The following is a 19,930-nucleotide window of genomic DNA, read 5'->3' on the forward strand; positions in this document are numbered from 1 at the left end:
CCACGTAAGTGAAAGATTCATGGGGGAGGCGGTCGCCGGATGAGGTATGACGAGCGTCAAGGAGTTCCGCGTCGACGACCCCGCGACCGCCGGCTCGCTCGGCCGCGGCCGGTTCGTCTTCACCGACGCCTACTCGGTGTTCGACTGGGGACAGATGCCGGACGCGATCCCGCGAAAGGGCGCGAGCCTCTGTACGATGGGCGCGTTCAACTTCGAACTGTTGGAGGCGGCGGGCGTCCCGACGCACTACCGCGGCGTCGCGGATCCCGACTCGGGCGAGATCGTCTCGCTCCCCGACGCGTCCGCCGCGCCGGCGGAGATGGCGATCGACCTGACGCAGGTCCCCGACCTCCCGTACGAGGGGCCCGACGCGGGGTACGACTACGACGCCTTCCACGCGGCGGGCGGCGAGAACTACCTCGTCCCGCTGGAGGTCGTCTTCCGGAACCGGGTTCCGGTGGGGTCCAGTCTGCGGCGGCGCACCGATCCCGACGACTTCGGGCTCGACGCGGCGCTCGGGCTCGACGACTGGCCCGACGAGCCGGTCGATCTCCCCGAGCCGGTCGTGGAGTTCTCGACGAAGTACGAGCAGCAGGACCGCTACCTCACCCGAGACGAGGCCGACCGGATCGCCGGCGTCGCCGAGATCGACGCCCTCGAATCGCTCGCGCGCGACGTGAACCGGATCGTGACCGAGCGCGCCGACGACGCGGGGTTCGTCCACGAGGACGGGAAGATCGAGTGCCTGTACGTCGACGGGGAGCTCCGCGTCGCCGACGTGGTCGGCACCTTCGACGAGAACCGCTTCTCCTACGGCGGGCGAGGGATCTCGAAGGAGGTCGTCCGGCAGTGGTACAAGACCAACGACCCCGCGTGGGTCGAGGCCGTGAAAGAGGCGAAAGCGGCGGTCGCCGACCGCGACATCGACGACTGGCGCGAGCTCTGCGAGCCCGACCCGGACCCGCTTCCGCCGGCGGTCGTCGACGCCGTCGCCGACCTGTACGCGGCCGGCACGAACGCGTACACCGACCGTGAGTGGTTCGACGCCCCCGACATCGACGCGGCGCTCGACGCGGCCGACGGAGTGTAGTCCCGACGAGAGGGTCGCCGATCGCCCGGAGAACGCCCGGGAGAACCCTCACGATCGACGAAACGCGAGAGAAACTCTTTACCGCCGACGCGCGTGGGTCGCCACATGTCCACCGACGCAAGCTTCGGGGAACGGCTCGAAACCCAGACGGTCGCGTACCTCGACCAGATCGACGACTGCGTCGCCCTCCTTCCGCGGGCGCTCGACGAGTACGCGAGCGACGACGAGTTCCGCGAGACGGTCGACGAAATCGCCGCGCTCGAAAGCGAGTGCGACGACCGGGTCCGGGAGATCAGGGGGACGATCACCGACGCCGGCCCCGACGATATCGGCCTGCTCAACACCCGAATCAACTTCAACGAGTCGGCGCTGCTCGACTTTTACAACGAGCTCGACGTGGTTCCGAACCACACCGAGCGGATCGCCCAGGAGATCGCGATGATGCGCCCCGACGCCGCCGTCCCCCCGTTCCGGGACATGCGCGAGATGGCCACCCGTATCGCCGAGATGACGGTGATCCTCGGCGACGTGGTCGAGGGGTTCGTCCGCGGGCTCGCGCGGAGCGACGCCACCGCGACGCTCACCGAGGGGATAGCCCGGATCCGCGCGCTGGAGAGCGAGTGCGACGAGCTCCGCAACGCCGCCATCGAGTCCGCGTTCGCGGAGGACGCGGTCGATCAGCCGCTCGTCTACCGCGAGATCGCGATCCTGTTGGACGAGCTCGCGAACACGATCGAGGACCTCACCGATCGGATCGTCGTGATCGCCAGCAAGGAGCCGGGGATCGTCGCCGAGCGGAGCCCCGAAACGGACGAGAACTGACCGGGGGGTCGCTCACCGCCGCGCCCAGTCGAGCAGGCGCTCGTAGAAGGGCTCCGAGGCGAGCGCGTCGGCGTCGCCGACCAGCGTCAGCTGCTTTTTCGCCCGCGTGAGCGCGACGTTCATGCGCCGGTGGTCCTCGAATATCGGCCCGTCGAGGCCGCCGGTCGCGACCAGCGAGACGACGATCACCTCCTTCGAGGAGCCCTGGAAGCGGTCGACCGTGTCGACGGTGACCGCGGTGCGCCGGCCGATCTCGGCGACCTGCGCGCGGAACGGGGCGATCACGCCGATGTCGTCCGGGTCGACGCCGGCGGCGACGTAGGCGTCGACGATCGCCGCGACGCGCTCCGCCTCCCGGACGTTCCGGTTGCCGTCGCGGCTCCCGCCGGGATCGACGAAGTCGACGCCGCCGGCGAGTTCGGGCGCGAGGGAGTCGAGGTCGACGCCGAGATCGCCGAGGGTCTGCCCGGCCACCTCTGGCGTCGCCGGGCGGAGCGCGCCGTCGTAGAACTCCGCGGAGGCGAACGCCTGAATGCGCTGGCTCATCCGGTACTGGCGGTCGAGCATGACGCTCGCGTCGGGGTACGTCTCGATGAGCCGCTGGAACAGCGATGTCTGGAGGTCGTTCTCCGCGCGCACGACCGGCGGGAGCTGCTCGTGGTCGCCGACGAGCACGAACCGGTCCGCGCGGTTGATCGCGGCGTGGGTCCCCGGCTCCGTGAGCTGGGAGGCCTCGTCGACGAGCGCCACGTCGAACTCGCACTCGCGGAGGACGCGGGAGCCGCAGGCGGCGGTGGTGGCGGCGACGACCGGCGCGTCGCGTAGTTCGGCGGCCTTCGCGTCGGGGTCGCCGCGCTGGACGAGCCGCACGTCCTGCATGTCGCCGCGGACGCCGGTCTCGGTCCCGACTCGGAGCACGTCGTCGAACCCCTGATCGCGGAGCGCCTCGAGGGCGTTGTCGACCGCGCGGTTGGTGAACGCCGAGAGCAACACCCGGTTCCCCTCGGCGACCAGCGCGCGGATCGTCCGGGCGATGGTGTACGTCTTCCCGGTGCCCGGCGGACCGTGGATCAGCGCGCAGTCCTCGGCGTCGACGGCGAGTTCGACGGCCTCGTTCTGCGCGTCGTTGTTGTCGATGTAGGCGTCGGGGGCGTCCGCGGGGCGGTCGTCGGGGTCCCGGAACGCCGGCTCGCGCCGCCCGAACAGCACGTCCTTGCGCCGCTCGCTCCCTTTTAAGATCGCGTCGTGGAGCGCGGTGAGCGAGCGGTCGACCGAGATCTCGGAGGGGTACACGTCGAGCCGCCGGAGCGCGACCGGCTCGTCGGTCTCGACGACGACCTCGTCGCCGTCGAGCGCGGTGATCCGACCGAGTTCGCCGTGGCCGGTCACGGGGTCGCCGTCGCTCGCGAGCGCCACGTCGCCCTCGCGGAGCTTCGAGACGGCGTCGCCCGGTTTGCGGGCGCGAAGCTCCCACCGGGCGTCGTCGATCTCCGTCTGGGAGACCGGTTCGAGGTCGATCAGCGCCCGATCGTCCGCGGCGCGCTCCTCGGGGGTCTGCTCCCACAGCTTGCGGTACTCGGCGTGGGTCTCGCGGCGCTCCTCTTCGAGGGCGACGTAAAAGCGGTCGAAGTAGTCGCGCTCCTCGTCGGGGACCGGGCTCCCGACCGATCCCGCCTTCGACTCCTGACCGAGCCGCCCGGAGACGACCATGCAGGTGTCCTGCTCGAAGCAGTACTCACAGTTGGCGTCGGCCTCGTACCCCGTCGGGACGGTGGGGCGCTCGCCGGGGTCGCCGAGCGCCCGCCACTCCATCGCCGCGAGGGCGTTGCGCTCGCGGACGACGAACTCCAGCAGGCCGCGGCCCACCGAGAACTCCTTGGCGGGCGCCAGATCGCCGGTCGCCTCGTTGCGGTCGAGCGCGGTGTTCTTCGTGTACAGCAGCGTGCCGATGTCCGGGTCGACGCCGCGCTCCTCGAGCATCAGTGCGTAACACGCCGCCTGAATCTTGTCGTGGAAGCGCGGCTCCCGCTTGGTGTTCTTCCCGGTCTTCAGCTCGACGGGGGTCCCGCGACGGAGCGCGTCGGCGCGTCCCTTCAGGCCGAACGTCGGCGAGATGAGGGTGAACTCCGACCGCCACGTGTCCTCGTCGGTCAGCGTCCCCTGCGAGAGCCACCCCTCGATCGCGGCGGCGTTCCGGCGCACCTCGTCGGCGACCTCCTCGGGCTCGTACCCCAACAGCCCGAGTTCGAGCCCCGCCTCGTCGACGCGGTCGGCGACGGACGCCTCCAGCTCCATCCCGCGGAGCAGGTCGCCGAACACCTCGTGGACGACGGTCCCCTTGACGACGGGGTAGTTCAGCGGGATCCCGGAGAGCTTGTTCAGGTAGTACATCCGCGGGCACTGCACCCACGACCGGATCCCGGTCACGTCGACGAGGAAGTCGGGCTCGAGCACGACCCACGAGTCGCCGGTGGTGGCGTACCCCGTCTCGCCGCCGAACTCGTCCTCCTCGGCGTCGGTGACGAGCAGTTCCATCCCGGCTTCGGCGTGCTCGGCGGTCTCGGTCCACTTCCCCCACAGCGTCACGTCGACGGCGTCGCCCGCACCGCGGTCGGGCCGGATCCGGATCTCGCGGAGCTCGCGGTCGCCGTACGACGTCGACACCGTCCGCGCCTCTCCGACGGAGAGGATCGGCCCCCGAACGTTCACGGCCGTCATCGGCGACGCCCTCGAAAAACGCTGTCGGTGGGGTGACCGACTCGGCTCCGGCTGACCGGGACCGACACCGTCATGGGCCGCTGCCGCGTAGCAGACGCCGACATGCGCGTGCGAGACTGGGACGACATCCTCGCCGAGGTCGCGAGCGACTCGACCGACCCCGACGGCTGGCGCGCGGTCGCCGGCTCCAGGCGCGGCGGGCTCGGCGAGGACCTCTACTTCGGCCACCCGGGCGTCGGCGTCTACCACCTGAAGACGTACGCGAAGAACCCCCGCGACCTCCGCGGCGTGGGAACCCGCGTCGCCCGCCGGGTCGACGACGAGCTCGACCCCCTGCTCCCGAACGACGAGTCGCCCGGGCGGTTCGCGGTGCAGTCGCCGCCCGAGGACGAGGCGCAGGCGGAGGACGTGGCGACCCGGCTGCGCGAGACGCTGAAGGTCCACGCGGAGGCGCCCACGAGCCCCGATCACCTCTTCGAAGACGTGATGGAGGCGGTCGACTCGCCGGCGTTCGGCCCGATGGACTACGAGTTCGACGGCCGCCCCGACGAGCTCGACGACCTCTCTGACACCTTCGAGGAGGCCGAGGAGCTCCTCTCGTCCGAGCTCGAGGACCTGATCGACGAGGACGACGTGGACCGCGGGTTCCACTGATCCGGGCGTACAACGCCGGCTCGAAATCGGGGACTCGTCCGCCGACGGCCATTTATAAGTGACGACCGTACGATCCGCATGAGCTACCCGGTCACGTACTACTGTCCGCACTGCGGGACGCTCGTCGAACTTGCGCGCGAGGGGTACCTCGCGGACAAGTCGGTGACGCCGTACCCCCTCGAGGGGTGGTCGTACGTCGACCCGACGGCCCCGTTCGACGGTGACGGTGAGGGCGACGCGGGGAGCGACACCGACGCCGCGGGGGACGCGGGGAGCGACGACGAACGCGACGACGATGCGAGTGACGCCGACGGCGTCCGGTTCGTCTGCGGCGAGAGCGACGGCGTCGACTGGGACCCGCTCGACGGGGTGCGCGGCGGCGATGTCGGCGGCGACGAGCCGTACCGGGAGCCGAACCCTGACGGCGTCGGCTGCGGCGAGCCCTTCTACCTCTCGTTCGTGCGCTACGAGGCGGGCCGCGAGGTCGAGCCGCGATCCGAGTCGGAGTTGGTGGAGATCGACCCCGATCCGCGCCCGAGCGGGCCGCGCGGACCGAGCGGGCCGTCCGGGCCCGACGGCTCGGACGGCGGCTTCTGGTAAGGCCACCGCCCTCCGCGACCGTAGCATTATGTCGCTGAGGCGTGACGGAGGGGTATGGCGGACACCAAATCGGGACGCGACAAACAGGCGCGGGACGAGGAGCGCCGACGAATTCGACGAGATATCTCGGAGGCCAGAGAGCGCGGCGACGAGCCGGAGCCGGTCGCAGACCCGCCGACCGAATGCCACCGTCGGGGCTGTTCCGAGCCGGTGGCGTTCTCGGTCACCGAGCGGTATCAGGAGGAGACCGGCGCGGGCGCCGTGGAGGCGACCGCGTTCCTCTGTGCGGACCACACCGCCGACGAGTCGCCGGCGAACGTGGAGGCCGCGTACGAGGGGTATCTCTTCCACGTCGAACCGGTCGGCGACGACGCCGTCGACGCCGACGCGGACGACTGACAAACCACTTACTGCGGGAGCGAGAAGGACCGGGCATGGAAAGCATCAACCGGACCGCGATCGAGCTCGTCGACGAGGCGCTCGACTTCGCCGGCGAGCTCGACGTCGTCGGCTACGAGCTGGACAACGGCGCCACCGTCGTCGACTTCGGCGTCGACGCGGCGGGCGGCGTCGAGGCGGGACTGCTGCTCGCCGAGATTCAGACCGCCGGCCTCGCGAACCTCCGCACCCGCATGGGCGAGGTCGCGGGCGCGCCGCGCCAGTACGTCGAACTGTCGACCGACCACCCGGCGATCGCGCTGCTCTGCTCGCAGAAGGCGGGCTGGGAGCTCGAGTTCGACTCCGGCTTCGAGGGGCTCGGCTCGGGGCCGGCCCGAGCGCTCGTCGGACAGGAGGCCGAGTTCGAGCGGGTCGGCTACTACGACTCCTCCGAGTTCGCCACGCTCGCCGTCGAGTCGACGACGCTCCCGACCGAGGAGGTCGCCGAGCACGTCGCCGACCTCGCCGAGGTCGACGCCGAGGGCGTGTTCCTGCCGGCGTACGCGACCGGCTCGACCGCGGGCTCGGTCGCCACCGCGGCCCGCGCCGCGGAGCTCGCGGTCTTCCGCCTGCTGGAGCTCGGCTACGAGCCGACCGACGTGCTCCACGCCTCCGGCTCGGCGCCGATGGCCCCGGCCACCCGCGACGAGGATCTGGCGATGGGGCGGACGAACGACGCCCTCGCGTACGGCGGGGAGGTCCACCTGCAGGTCGCGCGCGACGACGACCGCTTCGACCAGATCGTCTCGACCGCCCGCGAGGAGTACGGGACGCCCTTCGTCGAGGTGTTCGAGGACGCCGGCTGGGACTTCTACGAGGTCGACGAACGCGTCTTCGCCCCCGCGACGGTCACCGTCGACGTCGTCGACGGCCCCGTCTACACGGTCGGCGAGACGGACGAGGAGCTGCTGGCGGAGTCGTTCGGCTACCGCTGAGACGGCCCGGCGATGCGTCTCAAACCCGTCCCCGACCCCCCCGACTCCCTCGACGAGCTCCGCGCGCTCCAGCGGGCGGTGCCGCTCGTCCCGGGGAGCACCGACGACTGCTGCGCCCGACTCCGCGAGCGGCGGGGGCTCCCCGACCGGCAGACCGCGAACGACTGGCTGGCGTTCCTGCGCGCGCTCGGGCTGGCTCGGGAGACGCCCCGCGGGTTCGTCAGGGCCGACGCGGAGCCGACGCCCGAACGCGTTCGGGAGGGGCTCCGCGAAGGGGTGCTTCTCGTTCCCGAGGCGCTCGCCGCCCTCAGAGATGCCTCGCCCGAGGAGCCCCTCACCCCCGCGGACCTGTTCGCGGCGACCCGGGAGTCGGTGCCCCGCCACGACCGCGCCCGCGACCCGAACTGGGAGGCGACGTGGCGGGATCGGGCGGACAGGCTCCTCCGGTGGCTCGCCCTCGTCGACCTCGCCGAGGCGATCGAGCCGGGGAGCAGCGGGAATTCGGAGCCGGAGTCGGTCGCCTACGTCGCGGGCGACGCCGCCTGAATCGACGGGTTTCCGGCGCTGACGCGAAGCGTAACAAGTCTTTTACTCGGAGCCGGAGAGGTACCCCCATGGGACGATTCGACGGGCGGGACGGGCCGTTGCGGGTCCGGTACGAGCCGACGAGCGTGAAGGACCTGCTCGTGGAGATGAAAGACACCGCCGAGCTGTTGATCGACCTGTCGTACTCCGCGGTCCTCCACGGGAGCCCGACGATCGCCCACGAGGTCGTCGAGCTCGAACACCGGATGGACGTGCTCCAGATGCGCGCGCGCATGAGCCTCATGCTCGCGGCGCGGAGCCCGGACGAGGCCGAGACCCTCGCGCCGGTGCTCGGCGTGGTCGGCGCGGCCGACAAGATCTCCGACGCCGCCGGCGACATCGCCAAGATCGTCACCGAGGAGATCGGCCTCCCCGAGGCGATGCGCGGCGCGCTCACCGAGGGCGTCGAGACGCTGGTCCGCGCCACCGTCTCGCCCGACTCGGCGTACGCGGGACGGACGCTGAAGGACATCGACCTGGAGTCGGTGACCGGCGTGCGCGTCATCGCGATCCGGCGCGACGACGACTGGATCCTGAACCCCGGCCCGACCACGCGGATCGAGGCCGGCGACGTGACGCTCCTCCGCGGCCCCGAGACGGGCGTCGCCGACGTGCACCCGACGCTGACCGGCGACCCGTTCGACCCGAGCGAGCCCCCGGAGCCCGCCATCGACGACCTGGAGCGCGCGGTCGACTCCATCGTACTGATGAAGAACCTCTCCGAGCTGGCGGTCGATCTGGCGTACGGCTCCGTCCTCTTCGACAACGAGGCGCTCGCGGAGGAGGTGTCGAACCTCGAGATCGAGGTCGACGCGCTCCAGTCGCGGTTCGAGGCGTGGACGCTGCGGGCCGCCCGCGAGGCCGACGACCCCGTCTCGCTGCGCGGGCTGATCCACCTCGGCGTCGCGACCGAGGAGATATCCGACGCCGCCTTGGAGATCACCGAGGGCGTCATGCGCGACATCGGTGTCCACCCGGTCGTGGAGATGGCGGTCCAGCAGTCCGACGAGATCATCACCCGGACCGTGATCGGCGGGGGGAGCGCCCTCGACGGCACCGCCGTGGAGGAGGGGATCCCCGCGACGGACATCTCGACGAGCGTCATCGCGATCCGGCGCCCCGACGAGGGGTGGCTCATCGGCCACGACATCGACACCACGCTCCGGGCCGGCGACGCGGTGCTCGCGAAGGGGACCCGGACCTCGGCCGAGGAGTTCGAGGCGCTCGCGGCGTGACGGGGCCCGAGACCGACGACCCGGCTCGGCTCGTCCGCGCGTACTACGACGCGCTCGACGCCGGCGAGTACGACCGCCTCGCCGGCCTGCTCGCCCCAGGCTTCGTCCAGCGGCGCCCCGACCGCACCTTCGAGGGGCGCGACCGGTTCGTCGCGTTCATGCGCGACGAGCGCCCGATGACCGACACGTCGCACGCGGTCGACGCGGTGTACCCCGCCGGCCCCGGCGTCGCCGTCCGGGGTCGGCTGCTCGACGCCGACGGCGACGAGGTGTTCGCGTTCGTGGACGTGTTCTCGGTCGAAGCGGGGCGGCTCGCGGCGCTGGAGACGTACGCCGGGGCGGACGGGGAGTAGCACGCGCCAGACCGGCTACGACTCGTACTCGGCCCAGACGTACCGCGTCCCGTAGCTGCGGTAGGGTCGCCACGCGGCCCCGATCTCGCGCATCTCCGCGCGGGTCAGCTCCCCGCCGTCGTTGTACACCTGTTCGATCCCCTTCCGCACCGCGAGGTCGCCGAGCGGGAGCACGTCCTCGCGGCCCAGGGCGAAGATGAGGTACATCCGCGCGGTCCACTCGCCGACCCCGTGGATCTCGGTGAGCGCGGCGACGACCTCCTCGTCGCTCGCGTCGGCGAGCCCCTCCCGCGTGAGATCGCGGTCCCCGTCGCGGAAGGCCGCGGCGACCTCGCGCAGGTACTCGACTTTCGTGCCGCTGAGCCCGGTCTCGCGGAGCCGGCCCTCGTCGGCCGCGAGCACCTCCTCCGGAGTCGGGTCGCCGCCGAGGGCGTCGAGGAACCGCTCGTGGATGGCCGACGCGGAGGCGGTCGAGAGCTGCTGGTTCACGATCGAGGTACAGAGGCGCGCGAACTCGTCGCCGGCGGGCTCGACCCGCAGCGGGCCGTGCCGGTCGATCAGCCGCGCCATCGTCGGGTCCTCGCGCAGGGTCGCCGCGACTCGCTCGTTCATGCGGGGGTAGTCGGGCCCGGAGACGGGAGTCAGTTTCTCCCGGGAGGCGCACGGGGATAAACTTACAGTACGTTTTCCGTTTGGAAGATGGAAACGTTCAACCATTATCGTTCCGACCGTGACGGTATGCAGCTCGAAGACGTCCAGCGCGTAACGGTTCTCGGCGCCGGAAACATGGGGCACGGCATCGCGGAGGTGGCCGCGCTCGCCGGCTACGACGTGGCGCTGCGGGACATCGAAGAGGAGTTCGTACAGGACGGCTACGACCAGATCGAGTGGTCGCTCGACAAGCTCGCCGAGAAGGACCGGATCGGCGACGACGAGGCCGAGGCCGCGCTCGACCGCGTGGAGGCCTTCGTCGACCTCGAAGCGTCGCTCGCGGACGCCGACGTGGTGATCGAGGTCGTCCCCGAGAAGATGCCGATCAAGAAGGACGTGTACGACGAGGTCGTCGAGTACGCGCCCGAGGAGGCCGTCTTCGTCACCAACACCTCCAGCCTCTCGATCACGGAGCTCTCTGAGGTCACCGACCGGCCCGAGCGCTTCTGCGGGATGCACTTCTTCAACCCGCCGGTGCGGATGGACCTCGTCGAGGTCATCTCCGGGAAACACACCTCCGAGGACACCCTCGAACTGATCGAGGGGCTCGCGGAGTCGATGGGGAAGACCCCCGTCCGCGTCCGGAAGGACAGTCCCGGCTTCATCGTCAACCGGATCCTGGTCCCCCTAATGAACGAGGCCGCGTGGATCGTCGAGTCCGGCGACGCGACGATGGAGGCGGTCGACTCCACGACGAAGTTCGACATGGGGCTCCCGATGGGGTCGTTCGAGCTGGCCGACCAGGTCGGCATCGACGTGGGGTACCACGTCTTGGAGTACATGCACGAGGTGCTCGGCGAGGCGTACCGACCCTGCCCGCTGCTGGTCGAGAAGGTCGAGGCCGAGGAGCTCGGGAAGAAGACCGGGTCGGGGTTCTACGACTACGAGAACGGCGGCGCGGAGATCCCGTCGGACGCGATCGACGCCGACGTTCGCAGGCGCCTGCTCGCCGTGATGGCCAACGAGGTCGCCGGGCTCGTCGGGAACGACGTGGCCGACGCGCCCGCGATCGACCGCGCGGTGATGCTCGGCGCCGGCTTCCCGGACGGCCCCGCGAAGCTCGCCGACAACGAGGGACTCGCCGACCTCGTCGACGTGCTCGACGACCTCCACGAGGAGACCGGTGAGGAGCGCTACGAGGCGACCGACTACCTCCGCGAGGCCGCCGAGGCGGGCGGCTTCCACGACGGAGGCGACGCCGACGACGAGGGCGGCGACGCGCCCGCCGGCTACGACACGCTCAACGTCACCGTCGAGGACCGCGTCGGGCACGTCGAGATCGACCGCCCGCACCGGATGAACACGATCAGCGGGGAGCTGCTCGACGACCTCGCCGACGCGATCGACCGGCTCGATGCCGACGACGAGGTGCGGGCGATCCTCCTCTCCGGCGCCGGCGACCGCGCGTTCTCCGCGGGCGCCGACGTACAGAGCATGGCCGCCGGGGGCGCTGAGCCGATCAGCGCGGTCGAGCTCTCGCGACAGGGCCAGCAGACGTTCGGGAAGCTGGAGGACTCCGACAAGCCCGTGGTCGCCGCCATCGACGGCTACTGTCTCGGCGGCGGGATGGAGTTCGCGACTGCGGCCGACCTCCGGATCGCCTCCGAGCGCTCGGAGCTCGGCCAGCCGGAGCACAACCTCGGGCTGCTCCCGGGGTGGGGCGGCACCCAGCGCCTCGCCCGCATCGTCGGCGAAGGGCGCGCCAAGGAGATCATCTTCACCGCCGACCGCTACGAGGCGGAGACGATGGCGGAGTACGGCTTCCTCAACGACGTGGTCCCGGACGACGAGCTCGACGAGCGCGCGTGGGAGCTCGTCGAGTCGCTCGCCGCCGGCCCGCCGATCGCCCAGACGTACACGAAGCGCGCGATGCACGCCGGCCGCACCGACGCCGAGGCCGGCCTCGAGGTGGAGGCGATGGGCTTCGGCCACGTGATGAACACCGACGACCTCATGGAGGGGGTCACGGCGTTCATGGGCGACGGCGAGCCCGAGTTCGAAGGCAAGTAAGGGTCCGTCGCTCTCCGCCGCCTTACCCCTCCACTCGCGCCGTGAAGAACGTCCACCGGGCGTCCTCTCCCTCGTCGAGCGAGTCGCCGACTTCCCACTCCCGTTCGATCGCGAAGCCGGCGGTCTGAAGCTGGTCTCGCGTCGCCTCGGCGCCCGCGATGTGCCACTGCATCTCGACGCCCGTGTCGAGCCAGTCCGGGTTCGTCCCGCGCCATTCGGCCGGTCCCTCGGAGCAGAGCAGTTGGCCGCCGTCGGCGAGGACGCGGGCGAACTCGTCGACGACCGCTTGGTGTTGGTCGCGCGGCACGTGGATCAGCGAGTGGTACGCCGTCACCGCGTCGAACGCGCCGTCGTCGAAGGGCAGCGCCGCCATATCTCCCTGCGCGAGCGCCGCGTCGGGGACCCGGTCCGCGGCCAGCTCCAACTGCGCGCGCGATACGTCTACCCCCGTCGCGGTCGTCGACCCGCTCAGGTCCCGGAGGACCGGCGTACCCTGTCCGCAGCCGGCGTCGAGGACGCGCGCCGACTCGGGGAGCCCTCGGCGGAACTGCGCGAGGACCTCGCGCCCGCACCCGTCCTCGTTCCGGTCCGCGGCGTACGCCTCCGCCAGCTCGTCGTACCCGCGACGGACGACGTTTTTGTCGACCATGACTCCCGGCTACCGGGACGCGACTGTTGAAGCCTTCGGTCGTCGCGATCTGGGTTTTTGACGCTCCGCCGGCTACAGCGCGGTGTCGGCCGCCGCGGCCACCTGCCGGCCGACGCTGCCGGCGAGATAGCAGACGGCGGCGACGAACAGCGCGCTGCCGAGGAGGTCAGAGAGCCCGGGCAGCGCGGGCTCGACGAATTCGGGGAGCGCCGTCGCCCCGGACAGCGGGACGAGAAGCAGAGCGACGCCCCTGCGGAGGGATCGGGTCGTCTCCGACACAGCGGCCGTAGCCGGTACGCGGAGGAGAAAGTGGTTGGTGGTCGCGGTCCGTCTCGGCCGGGGCCGCGCCTCAGACGTAGCCTTCCTCGACGAGCAGCTCGCCGTTGAGCAGCGAGGCGCCGGCGGCGCCGCGGATCGTGTTGTGCGCGAGGCAGTTGTACTTCGCGCCGGCGTCGGTCGTCTGGACGCCGCCGGCGACGATCCCCATCCCGTCGGCGTAGGTGCGGTCGAGCCGGGGCTGCGGGCGCTCCGGCTCGTCCTCGCCGAACACCTTGATCAGCTGGTCGGGCGAGCTGGGGAGGTCGCCGGCGCCCTCGAACGACCGCATCGCCTCGCGGAGGTCCGCCGGCGACGGGTCCTCGGCGAACTCGGCGAAGACGTTCTCCAGGTGGCCGTCGAGCGTCGGGATCCGGTTACAGGAGGCCGCCACGTCGGCGCCGTGGAGGCGGACCTGCGCGCCGTCGAACTCGCCGAGGAGCTTGCGCGACTCCGTCTCCATCTTGTCCTCCTCGCCGCCGATGTGCGGGATGGCGTTGTCGATGATCTCCATCGAGGTGACGCCGGAGTAGCCGGCGCCCGAGACGGCCTGCAGGGTGGAGACGCGGACGCTCTCCAGCCCGAACCGGTCGATGGCGGCGAGCGTGGGAACCATCGTGATCGTCGAGCAGTTGGGGTTCTTCACGAGGGCGCCGTCCCAGCCGCGCTCGTCGCGCTGGACCTCGATCAGGTCGAGGTGTCCGGGGTTGATCTCGGGGATGGTGAGGGGTACGTCCATCGCCATGCGGTCGTTCGAGGAGTTCGAGGAGACGACGTATCCCTCCTCCAAGAACGCCGGCTCGACCTCGGCCGCGACGCCGGAGGGGAGCGACGAGAAGAGCAGGTCCACGTCGGCGTCCGCGACGCCAGCGGGCGTCGTCTCCGTGACCTCCATCTCGGCGACGTCGTCCGGGATCGGGGTGTCGACGCGCCACTTGGCGGCCTCGCGGTAGGTCTTGCCCGCGCTGTCCGCGCTGGCGGTGACCGCGGCGAGGTCGAAGGTCGGGTGGTCGTCGAGCAACTGGATGAACCGCTGACCCACGGCGCCGGTGGCACCGAGGATGCCGACTCGTACAGACATTGCACGTGGGTCGGTCACAGGGACGTAAGTGCGTTCGGATACGCGCCGATTCCGCCGGGCGGGGTAACGACAGCACCTCCCTGTCGACTCGATCGCGACCCGTCGCCGACGGCGCCGGGTCCCCGACGAACCGCCACCGATGGGCGCCGTTCAGTCGCCGGCCACCGCGCTCCGGTCGGCCGCGAGCGGCCGACTCCGCTGGTTAACACGTTTTAAATACGGGTGTACGGTATCTTCGCGCCATGTCAGAGTTTGGAGCGCTCTCGATCCTGCCGCCGCTGCTCGCCATCGCGCTGGCGGTCGCCACTCGCAAGGCGATCCTGTCGCTGTTCCTCGGAATCTGGTCGGGAGCCGTTATCTACACGGGCGGTCTCGGAATCGTCCAGACCTTCGACTGGATCGTCGCGGCGATCATCGCCGACGACGGGTTCCAGGCGACGATTCTCGTGTTCACGCTGCTGCTCGGCTCCGGCGTGGCGATGGTGTGGAACCTCGGGGGGACCTACGCCGTCCGCGACTGGGCGATCGAACGCCTCGACACCCAGCGCAAGGCGGGGCTGGCGGCGTGGGTCCTCGGGCTGGTCCTCTTCTTCGACGACTACGCCAACACGGCCATCGCCGGCTCGGCGATGAAGGACGTCTCCGATCAGCTCCGCATCTCCCGCGAGAAGCTCTCGTACATCGTCGACTCCACCGCCGCGCCCGTCGCCACGCTGGGCATCTCCTCGTGGGTCGCGTTCCAGCTGTCGCTGATCGACGAGGGGTACGCGGAGGCGGGCGTCGCCGAGGCGAACCGACCCAGCACCTTCGAGGTGTTCCTCGCCTCGATCCCGTTCAACATGTACGCGATCCTCGCCGTCGCGATGGTCGCCATCGTGGTGCTGTGGGGCCGCGACTACGGGGAGATGCTGACGGCCGAACACCGGTCGTGGACGAGCGGGAAGGTCACCCGCGACGAGGCGGTGCCGATGCAGGACGTGGCCGGCGAGCTGGGCGAGCCGCCGGCGTCGACGACGCGGCTGATCAACTTCTTCGCGCCGGTCGCCGTCCTGATCGTCGTCACGGTCGCGACCGCGTTCTGGTCGGGCGGGTTCGCGCCGACCGGCTTTCTGTCCGACCTGCTCGCGGCCGAGTTCGGGAGCGCGGGCGACCGCCTGTGGAGCGCGGTCATCGGGGCCGACTTCGCGACCGCGCTGATGATCGGCGCGTTCGGGATGGTGCTGTCCGGGTTCGTGCTCGGGAGGGCCTACCGGATCTTCGGGTTCGGCGAGGCGACGGAGTACGCGGTCGACGGCTTCGGGATCATGCTCACCGCGGTGTCCATCCTCGTGCTCGCGTGGGGGATCGGCGAGGTCATCTCCGCGCTGGAGACGGGGCAGTACGTCGCCGAGGCGACGGTGGGAACGGTCCCGCAGCCCGTCCTCCCCGCGCTCGTGCTGATCGTCGCCGGCTTCATCGCCTTCTCGACGGGAACCTCCTGGGGGACGATGGGGATCATGACGCCCATCGCCGTCCCCATCGCCTGGGAGATCACCGGGGGCGGCGCGGAGGGACACACCCTCGTCGCGGTCATGGTCGGCGTCATCTTCTCGGGGGCGATCTTCGGCGACCACAGCTCACCCATCTCTGACACGACGGTGCTGTCAGCGACCTTCACGGGCGCGGACCTCATCGACCACGTCCGCACCCAGATCTACTACGCGGTCACCGTGGCGATGGTCTCGGTGGCGCTGCTGCTCGTGTGGGGATTCTTCGGGATCTCGCCGTTCGTGCTGCTCCCGATCGGCGTCCTGCTACTCGTCGCGCTCGTTTACCTCCTCTCCGAGTTCGACGCCGCTCGGCGGGGGATCGATCCCGTGTCGGTCTCGGAGCCGCAGGCGGACGACGGCGACGGGCCGGTCGTCGGCGGGGCCGAACAGGAGGAGTGACCGCGCAACGGACCTTTTAACCACGGTCGGCGGCTATCCGGGGACGCGCGCCCTCAGTCCCCGCCCGAGTACTCCCCGATGGGAGCGATGACCGCGCGGAGAACCCAGGCGCGTCACATACGGTCGCTGACGCGACCCGCCCGTCGCCGCGCAGGCGACCGCCCGCCACGAGGGTTTCCCGGTCGACGCGGCACGCCGCCGGAGATGAGACCGGTCGTTAGTGTTGCGGGCGACACTCCGTATCTACCGGAGATACGTCTCGATCTCGTCAACGACGGCATCGACGAATTCGTCAGTAACACGGCCCTGCCACGCTACCAGGTCTTCGCTTCGCGGTGAGTGGACTGCCCACGGAGAGACGAACGACTCGCGCGGAACACTGCCGACTTCCCACACGTCGGACTCCAACGAGAGAGAGAGTCTTCGTACTCCTTGGTCGAGATGGCAACCGCGAGGAACTGCTCGTCGCCGAACGGGTGGGAGTCATTGTTGACGATCAACCACGGACGCTGGCGCTCTTCGCCCAGTTTGAACGGATCGGAACTCCGAACGACATCTCCTCGCTCCGGTTGCATTTATTAATCCCGTTCACTCGGGTGTGGTTCGTCCGGAGCGACGGCGTCCCATTCGTCCGGATTGATGCCCCCGTCCTCGTCGTCGAATTGTTCCGTTATTGTATGGAGATCGTACGCATCCTGTACACGATTCAGATCCTCGGTTATCGCCCAGTATTCTCCTTTGTGTCTGACGAGATCTCGCTGCTTCAACCGGGAGAGAGCGGTTCCGACTGTGTTCGGGTCTTCATCGATTCCGGTCGCAATTTCCGACCGGGTGAACGCTTTGTCTTGATTCGCATACAGGTGGACGAGTATCTGCTCGGGGACGCTCGGGCCGTCTGGTAGGTCGCCTGTTTCGAATTCCTCGATACGAACGGGCATATCCTGTACTTAGTGTGCTGAAGTAATGAATGTACTGCTGTGCCGAAGTCGCTGATCTTCGGTTCATTTTCACCACGCCCACAAGTAGATTCTCGCCCGGTAGTGTCGCGGACGACATTTCCGCGATCCGCGAGCGGCCGCTCCCGGGCCCCTGACAGGCCCCCGACACACCGAAACGCGGCCGGGAGGCTCAGTCCCCGGCGTCTTCGGCGGAAGGGGCGTCGTCGACCGACGTTTCTCCTTCCTCGCTCAGGTGCTGCTCTATCCGCTCCATGGCTCGCCGCGTGCCGCGAAGCTCCTCCACCAGTTCCTCCATCCGGTCGGCCGTATCGGCGACGGCCGGGTCCGTCGTCTCGTCGCCCGTCGGACTCGACCGCCGGTGTTCCGCGCCGTATTCGCTAACCATCCCGGAGATAGTCTCTCGGACGCCGCGGGCGTCCTCGACGTTCTGGAAACTGATCTCGGCGCCGGAACTTCCGGCGGTGCTGATATCGATACTGCCGAAGCCGAACTGCTTCCCCCAGAAGGACTGGCTGTACTCGGTGTTCTGAATCTTGTCGAGGCCGACGCTCTCGATGTTCGTTCCCAAAATTCCCTTCTTGACGTACAGGGACTTGTTGGTCACCACGTAGTCGGTGTTCTTCAGCGAGAGCCACGAGAACGGCAGCATGAGCAGGATGAGAAAGCCGATGAGGACGACTGTGAGAACCACTCCCCAGACGGCCGTCCCGACGATGCTGACCGGAACGGGTTCGCCTATCCACTGAATCTCCTCGTCCTCCTCGAGCGAGAGCCACTCGGGGACCGGCTGGTCGGTCGGCGTCGATGCGGGGGCGTCGGATTGGGTAGTCGGGTCTGCCATGGGTCTATTGGAGGCGTCGCTCGATGGTTTCCGCGGTTTTGCGCAGTTCCGTCGCCTCGTCGACGAGAGTTCCGACCGTTTCGGGATCGAGGCCGCCGTGTCCCTCTCCGGGTCCATCCCGGCTCCCGTCGCTGGTCCGGGAGATCCTCGACCGGAGTTCGGTGCGGAGTTCGTCGGGGTCGTCGAGATCCTCGATCGACATCTCGACGCCGCTCCCGCCGGCCGTGCTGAGGAGGATCGTCCCGTAGTCGAAGACGTTCCCGAAGAAGCTCTTTTTCAACTGCGTGTTCTGGACGTCGCCGACGCCGATTCGGGTGACGTTCTCCGACCAGACGCCGGTCTTCTTATACACGTTCTCGTCGGTGAGGAGGTAGTCGGTGTTCTTCGTTCGCAGGTACGCCCGGACGGGACTGACGGCTTGAAGCAGCGCCCAGAGGGCGGCGACGGCCCACACCGCCCGATCCGGGACGGGAAGATCGACGTTCAGCACGGCGGTGAGAACGAACGCCGCCGCGAACGCCGCCAGCGACCAGACGACGAACGTCACGACGTTCGAGACGATCCGTCGCAGCCGCGGCTGTCCACTCCAGACGACGTCCTCCCCCTCATCGAGCGAGAGCCAATCGTGTGACGGTACCATATGTCACGATTAATATCGATCTAAATATAAATTAGGGCTATCAGAAACCTGGCTCGGTGAGACCGGCCGTTCCGAGACCGGTCGCGCTCGACTACCCCGACTCCCCGGAGTCCCGCAACACCAACGGACCGATCGCGAGCGTCCGCTTCGCGAGCGTGAGGACCCGGAGCACGTAGGCAACGAACAGCGAGAACGGCAGGAGCGTGGCCGCGAACGCGCCTCCGACGACGAGCGTCACGTGGTCGATCCCGAGCGTCTGCCCCGGGAACGTCCCGGCGTCGACGACCGCGACCATGAACCCCGCGGCGAGCAGCGCGGGCACCGCGGCGTAGAGGATCAGCCGCGAGAGGTCGATCAGCGCCCACTGGAAGTACAGCGTCTTGACGTGCTCGCGGGCGGGGGCGAACAGCGACAGCGACTCCCTTAGCTCCCCGAGGCGGTCTCGCTCCGCCTCGGTGAGCGCCTCGTCGTGGTCGGCGAGGATATGCTCGATCCGAGCGATCTTTCGGCTGTAGTTGAAGTCCAGCGCGGCGAACACGACGTCGAAGGAGCCGAACGTCGCGCCGTCGAGCCGACCGCGCACGGCGGAGGCGTTCTCGACGACATCCGCGGTGAGGTCGTCGATATCGGCTTCGAGGGCAGTCCCGGCCGGCCCGCCATCGCCGTTCCCCCGACTGCGGACCGACTCGCGGAGGTCCCGCGCGCACCCCGACGCGGCGCCGAGGATCGCGTCGAGGAACGCGGCGGGGTTCGTGGGAGCCGGCGCACCGGTCAGCGCCGCGATGTCGTCTCTGACCGCGAGCGTGTCGTCCATCCGCTGCCGCTGGTCGCCGAGGGGGCCGTTCTCCTGCGTGAGCACGAGCTGGCCGATCGTGACGACGAGCGTCGCTCCGGTGACGATCGCCGTGATCATCGAAGCGAACAACGTCTCGATCGGGTCGCTCGCCCCGACCTTCCCCGCGAGAGACGGGGAGAACGCGGCCGCCACGGCGACGAAGGCGAGGAAGACGACGACCGTCAGGACGCCGGCGACGACGAGCCGGTTCGCGCGCACCAGCAGCCAGAGCTTCAGTCGACTCTCGTCGGCGCGTTCGCGCATCGTGTCGGCGGTAGTTGCGTCGCGCTCGCCGTCGACCGCGCGACTGTCGTCGGTCGCGGTACTGTCGTCGTCGGCATCTGGCCCCGGATCCGTCGTCCCGCTCATTGCGGTTCGACGGGCTCCGGGCGGTCGTCGACGTAGTGGGTCGCGTCGGCCTGCCGGATCACCGCCGCGCCGGCGACGCCGATCCCGGCGCTCCGCCGAGGCAGACGCCGCCCTCTCACGGCGCGCCACGTCCGTTCATAACGGGCGACACGACGCCCGACC

General features: G+C 69.7%; 21 protein-coding genes and 1 pseudogene. 11 read left to right on the forward strand and 11 right to left on the reverse strand.

The features are described 5' to 3' along the window. Positions 1-46 precede the first annotated feature (46 nt). Positions 47-1,090, forward strand: a complete 1,044-nt coding sequence (locus ACT4MF_RS02810) for a phosphoribosylaminoimidazolesuccinocarboxamide synthase (RefSeq protein ID WP_444681679.1) — start codon at positions 47-49, stop codon at positions 1,088-1,090. Between the two features lie 105 nt (positions 1,091-1,195). Further along, the gene (locus ACT4MF_RS02815) at positions 1,196-1,912 is read left to right on the forward strand and encodes a DUF47 domain-containing protein (protein ID WP_444681680.1); all 717 of its coding nucleotides are present in this window, start codon (positions 1,196-1,198) and stop codon (positions 1,910-1,912) included. Between the two features lie 12 nt (positions 1,913-1,924). Here the strand turns inward: ACT4MF_RS02815 and ACT4MF_RS02820 are convergent, their stop codons facing one another. Further along, a complete protein-coding gene (locus ACT4MF_RS02820) occupies positions 1,925-4,621 on the reverse strand; it encodes an AAA domain-containing protein (RefSeq protein WP_444681681.1) in 2,697 nt (898 codons plus the stop codon). Positions 4,622-4,732: 111 nt separating this feature from the next. Here ACT4MF_RS02820 and ACT4MF_RS02825 point away from each other — a divergent pair, with 111 nt between their 5' ends. The 7 genes from ACT4MF_RS02825 to ACT4MF_RS02855 all read left to right on the forward strand — a co-directional run bounded on the left by ACT4MF_RS02825 (position 4,733) and on the right by ACT4MF_RS02855 (position 9,430). Further along, positions 4,733-5,284, forward strand: coding sequence for a hypothetical protein (locus ACT4MF_RS02825; RefSeq protein WP_099256449.1), 552 nt, complete (start codon positions 4,733-4,735; stop codon positions 5,282-5,284). 78 nt (positions 5,285-5,362) lie between these two features. Beyond that, positions 5,363-5,884 carry a DUF7969 family protein gene (locus tag ACT4MF_RS02830; RefSeq protein WP_099256450.1) on the forward strand — a complete coding sequence of 174 codons (522 nt, stop codon included), beginning with the start codon at positions 5,363-5,365 and terminating at the stop codon, positions 5,882-5,884. 54 nt (positions 5,885-5,938) lie between these two features. After that, positions 5,939-6,283 carry a hypothetical protein gene (locus tag ACT4MF_RS02835; protein ID WP_099256451.1) on the forward strand — a complete coding sequence of 115 codons (345 nt, stop codon included), beginning with the start codon at positions 5,939-5,941 and terminating at the stop codon, positions 6,281-6,283. A 35-nt stretch (positions 6,284-6,318) separates the two neighbouring features. Further along, entirely contained in the window at positions 6,319-7,257 is a 939-nt protein-coding gene (gene mch / locus ACT4MF_RS02840; protein WP_099256452.1) for a methenyltetrahydromethanopterin cyclohydrolase, read from the forward strand. Between the two features lie 12 nt (positions 7,258-7,269). Beyond that, positions 7,270-7,803, forward strand: coding sequence for a double winged helix-containing putative transcriptional regulator (locus ACT4MF_RS02845; RefSeq protein WP_444681682.1), 534 nt, complete (start codon positions 7,270-7,272; stop codon positions 7,801-7,803). 68 nt (positions 7,804-7,871) lie between these two features. Continuing rightward, the gene (locus tag ACT4MF_RS02850) at positions 7,872-9,077 is read left to right on the forward strand and encodes a potassium channel family protein (protein WP_099256454.1); all 1,206 of its coding nucleotides are present in this window, start codon (positions 7,872-7,874) and stop codon (positions 9,075-9,077) included. After that, complete coding sequence (locus ACT4MF_RS02855) at positions 9,074-9,430, forward strand: nuclear transport factor 2 family protein (RefSeq protein ID WP_444681683.1); 357 nt, start codon at positions 9,074-9,076, stop codon at positions 9,428-9,430. Before ACT4MF_RS02850 ends, ACT4MF_RS02855 begins: the two co-directional genes overlap by 4 nt. Positions 9,431-9,445: 15 nt before the next feature. On the opposite strand, the gene ACT4MF_RS02860 is transcribed toward ACT4MF_RS02855, so the two are convergent. Then, a complete protein-coding gene (locus ACT4MF_RS02860; RefSeq protein ID WP_099256456.1) occupies positions 9,446-10,042 on the reverse strand; it encodes a DNA-3-methyladenine glycosylase family protein in 597 nt (198 codons plus the stop codon). 126 nt (positions 10,043-10,168) lie between these two features. On the opposite strand from ACT4MF_RS02860, the gene ACT4MF_RS02865 reads away from it, so the two are divergent. Beyond that, positions 10,169-12,151 (forward strand): 3-hydroxyacyl-CoA dehydrogenase/enoyl-CoA hydratase family protein, encoded by a 1,983-nt coding sequence (locus tag ACT4MF_RS02865; RefSeq protein ID WP_099256457.1) that lies wholly within the window; start codon positions 10,169-10,171, stop codon positions 12,149-12,151. 22 nt (positions 12,152-12,173) lie between these two features. Here ACT4MF_RS02865 and ACT4MF_RS02870 read toward each other — a convergent pair whose 3' ends face one another. The 3 genes from ACT4MF_RS02870 to asd form a co-directional block, all read right to left on the reverse strand. Beyond that, complete coding sequence (locus ACT4MF_RS02870; protein WP_444681684.1) at positions 12,174-12,800, reverse strand: class I SAM-dependent methyltransferase; 627 nt, start codon at positions 12,798-12,800, stop codon at positions 12,174-12,176. Positions 12,801-12,872: 72 nt separating this feature from the next. Further along, a complete protein-coding gene (locus ACT4MF_RS02875; RefSeq protein ID WP_099256459.1) occupies positions 12,873-13,079 on the reverse strand; it encodes a hypothetical protein in 207 nt (68 codons plus the stop codon). Positions 13,080-13,149: 70 nt separating this feature from the next. Further along, positions 13,150-14,196, reverse strand: coding sequence for an aspartate-semialdehyde dehydrogenase (asd, locus tag ACT4MF_RS02880; RefSeq protein ID WP_099256460.1), 1,047 nt, complete (start codon positions 14,194-14,196; stop codon positions 13,150-13,152). A gap of 242 nt (positions 14,197-14,438) precedes the next feature. Here asd and ACT4MF_RS02885 point away from each other — a divergent pair, with 242 nt between their 5' ends. After that, on the forward strand, positions 14,439-16,124 hold the full coding sequence (locus ACT4MF_RS02885) for a Na+/H+ antiporter NhaC family protein (protein ID WP_444681685.1): 1,686 nt from the start codon (positions 14,439-14,441) through the stop codon (positions 16,122-16,124). A gap of 243 nt (positions 16,125-16,367) precedes the next feature. Here ACT4MF_RS02885 and ACT4MF_RS02890 read toward each other — a convergent pair. The 6 genes and pseudogenes from ACT4MF_RS02890 to ACT4MF_RS02915 form a co-directional block, all read right to left on the reverse strand. Beyond that, positions 16,368-16,699, reverse strand: a pseudogene (locus ACT4MF_RS02890) (hypothetical protein). Positions 16,700-16,702: 3 nt separating this feature from the next. Further along, a complete protein-coding gene (locus ACT4MF_RS02895) occupies positions 16,703-17,062 on the reverse strand; it encodes a hypothetical protein (RefSeq protein WP_099256462.1) in 360 nt (119 codons plus the stop codon). A gap of 190 nt (positions 17,063-17,252) precedes the next feature. Continuing rightward, entirely contained in the window at positions 17,253-17,924 is a 672-nt protein-coding gene (locus ACT4MF_RS02900; protein WP_444681686.1) for a PH domain-containing protein, read from the reverse strand. 4 nt (positions 17,925-17,928) lie between these two features. Then, complete coding sequence (locus tag ACT4MF_RS02905) at positions 17,929-18,564, reverse strand: PH domain-containing protein (protein WP_444681687.1); 636 nt, start codon at positions 18,562-18,564, stop codon at positions 17,929-17,931. Between the two features lie 91 nt (positions 18,565-18,655). Then, positions 18,656-19,768, reverse strand: a complete 1,113-nt coding sequence (locus tag ACT4MF_RS02910) for a DUF7972 family membrane protein (protein ID WP_444681688.1) — start codon at positions 19,766-19,768, stop codon at positions 18,656-18,658. Continuing rightward, complete coding sequence (locus ACT4MF_RS02915; protein ID WP_275539518.1) at positions 19,765-19,887, reverse strand: hypothetical protein; 123 nt, start codon at positions 19,885-19,887, stop codon at positions 19,765-19,767. Before ACT4MF_RS02915 ends, ACT4MF_RS02910 begins: the two co-directional genes overlap by 4 nt. Positions 19,888-19,930: the final 43 nt, after the last annotated feature.

Source organism: Halorubrum sp. FL23 (assembly GCF_052439115.2).
Taxonomy (GTDB): domain Archaea; phylum Halobacteriota; class Halobacteria; order Halobacteriales; family Haloferacaceae; genus Halorubrum; species Halorubrum persicum.